Source organism: Pseudoalteromonas sp. ESRF-bin5 (assembly GCF_002632075.1).
Classification (GTDB): domain Bacteria; phylum Pseudomonadota; class Gammaproteobacteria; order Enterobacterales; family Alteromonadaceae; genus Pseudoalteromonas; species Pseudoalteromonas marina.
Map to the genome: position 1 here is coordinate 1 of NZ_NTLW01000280.1, position 2,222 is coordinate 2,222.

3 protein-coding genes are annotated in these 2,222 nt (G+C 38.0%); all 3 read left to right on the forward strand.

From position 1 onward, the window contains the following. The first annotated feature begins 80 nt into the window (after nucleotides 1-80). The 3 genes from BCG07_RS17235 (at nucleotide 81) to rluB (ending at nucleotide 2,207) form a co-directional block, all read left to right on the forward strand. Complete coding sequence (locus BCG07_RS17235) at nucleotides 81-602, forward strand: EF-hand domain-containing protein (protein ID WP_039036865.1); 522 nt, start codon at nucleotides 81-83, stop codon at nucleotides 600-602. A gap of 148 nt (nucleotides 603-750) precedes the next feature. Continuing rightward, nucleotides 751-1,341 carry an SMC-Scp complex subunit ScpB gene (scpB, locus tag BCG07_RS17240; protein ID WP_286891262.1) on the forward strand — a complete coding sequence of 197 codons (591 nt, stop codon included), beginning with the start codon at nucleotides 751-753 and terminating at the stop codon, nucleotides 1,339-1,341. Next, on the forward strand, nucleotides 1,338-2,207 hold the full coding sequence (gene rluB, locus BCG07_RS17245; RefSeq protein ID WP_248519402.1) for a 23S rRNA pseudouridine(2605) synthase RluB: 870 nt from the start codon (nucleotides 1,338-1,340) through the stop codon (nucleotides 2,205-2,207). Before scpB ends, rluB begins: the two co-directional genes overlap by 4 nt. Nucleotides 2,208-2,222: the final 15 nt, after the last annotated feature.

Here is a 2,222-nt window from a genome sequence, read left to right on the forward strand (position 1 = left end):
TGAAATTTATATTTATTTTATTTTGGCACCAGACTTGTATTAGTTGTTGTGACATTTATTAACAACGAAGGACACGTCTTATGAAAAAGTTAACATTAGCAACAACTATTCTAGCAACATTAAGTTTAGCAGCCTGCGCATCTAATCAAGGTCTTGATAAAATAGACAGCGACTTTGCAAGCCTAGACAACGACAGTGATGGTTTTATTTCAAAAGTTGAAGCTGACGACGATAATATTTGGGGTCACTTTTCAAATATCGACACCAATATGGATGAAGAAATTAGTCGTAAAGAATTTAATGCTTACATGCAGTTAAACACTGGCAAGGTTGCAACCGATAGTGATGTAAGTGAATCAGCCTTTAAAGCTGAAATTGCAAAATTTGACAAAATTGAAAGTAGTTTTGCCAGTTTAGATAACGATAGTAATGGTTACATATCAGTTGTTGAAGGCAATGACGACGATATTTCAAATCACTTTGGTTATATGGACAAAAACGAAGACAAGCGAATTAGTAAAAATGAGTTTATGGGCTACATAAATAAATATGGTAAATCTGTAGCTGAAGACGAAGCGTTAGAGTCAATTAAACACAGCTAATTAAAATTCAGAACATAAAAATCAAAGCCAGTTATTTTAACTGGCTTTTTTTATGGCTAATTTTAGATAATTGCCAGATATATTTTCCTAGTTAGTGGTTGTTCTGTCATAATAGATGGCTGTGTATTTTTATTTATTAAGAGTGTATATGGCTGGGCGGCGAATTAGTGATGAGCAGTTGGTTGAAATCATTGAGGCTGCGATTTTTGTTGCAGACAAACCCATAAGTAAACGCCATATTAAAGACACTGTTTTAGTGGATATTCCAATTTCTATGTCACGTATAAACGATGCTATAGAAACAATACAAACACACTTTCAAACCCGTGGTATTCGCCTTGTTGAAGTTGGTAGTGGTTATCGATTTCAGGCGTGTAGTAGTTTGAGCCCTTGGTTGAGTAACCTATGGCAAGAACGAGCTCCTAAATACTCACGTGCTTTATTGGAAACATTATCACTTATTGCTTATCGTCAACCCATTACGCGTGGTGAAATAGAGCAAGTAAGAGGTGTAACAACGGGTTCGAATATAATTAAAACCTTACTCGAAAGAGAGTGGGTGAAAGTGGTAGGGCACAAAGAAGTGCCGGGTAAGCCCGCTTTATACGCCACTACTAAACAATTTTTAGATTATTTTTCATTAACGGGTTTAGAAAATTTACCTGCGTTACCTGCGCAACAAGAAAGTAAAATAAATCAGTTATTAAGTGATCCTTCTGTGAGAGAACCATCCGAATGAATGTACAAGGTGAAAAGTTACAAAAAGTCCTAGCCAGAGCTGGTGTAGGCTCGCGTCGTGAAATGGAAAAATACATTGACGCTAACCGTGTTAGTGTTAATGGCAAAGTAGCTAAACTCGGTGACCGCGTTGAAGAAACCGATTTAATTCGTGTTGACGGTCATACCGTAAAAATTGAAGAAAAAGCTGACAGAATTTGCCGTGTAATTATGTACAACAAACCCGAGGGAGAGTTGAGTACACGTAAAGACCCTGAAGGTCGTCGTACTGTATTTGACAGACTTCCTCGTATTGATGGCGATCGTTGGATAGCTGTAGGCCGACTGGATGTGAATACGTCAGGCTTAATGTTGTTTACCAACGATGGTGAATTAGCCAATCGTTTAATGCACCCAAGTTATGAAGTAGAGCGTGAATATTCTTCGCGTGTGTTTGGTGAAGTAACAAACGAAACACTTAAAAACCTTATGCGTGGCGTTGAACTTGAAGATGGTCCTGCAAAATTCACAAATATAAAACCGCTAGGTGGTGAAGGAATTAACCGCTGGTTTAATGTGACGTTAAACGAAGGGCGTAACCGCGAAGTTCGTCGTTTATGGCAATCTCAAGACGTTGAAGTGTCGCGCCTTATCCGTATTCGTTACGGTAAGCTAGAGCTAGATAAGCGTGTTCCACAAGGTGGTTGGGTTGAATACGACTTAGAAACTGTTAACTACTTGCGTAAAACGGTTAAGTTAGGTCGTGAAACGCAAACTAAACTTTCAGTTATGCCTGAAAAACGCAAAGATAAACGCGCTAAAATTAATCAAATTCGTAAAGCGGTTAAAAAGCACAACCAACGTGTTAAGTCGACTAAGCGTAAGTGATATTTTGACGTTTTG

Bases quoted from the DNA above. Each gene is read 5' to 3' on its own strand.
- rluB (WP_248519402.1), top strand. From the start codon at position 1,338: ATGAATGTACAAGGTGAAAAGTTACAAAAAGTCCTAGCCAGAGCTGGT.
- BCG07_RS17235 (WP_039036865.1), top strand. From the start codon at position 81: ATGAAAAAGTTAACATTAGCAACAACTATTCTAGCAACATTAAGTTTA.
- scpB (WP_286891262.1), top strand. From the start codon at position 751: ATGGCTGGGCGGCGAATTAGTGATGAGCAGTTGGTTGAAATCATTGAG.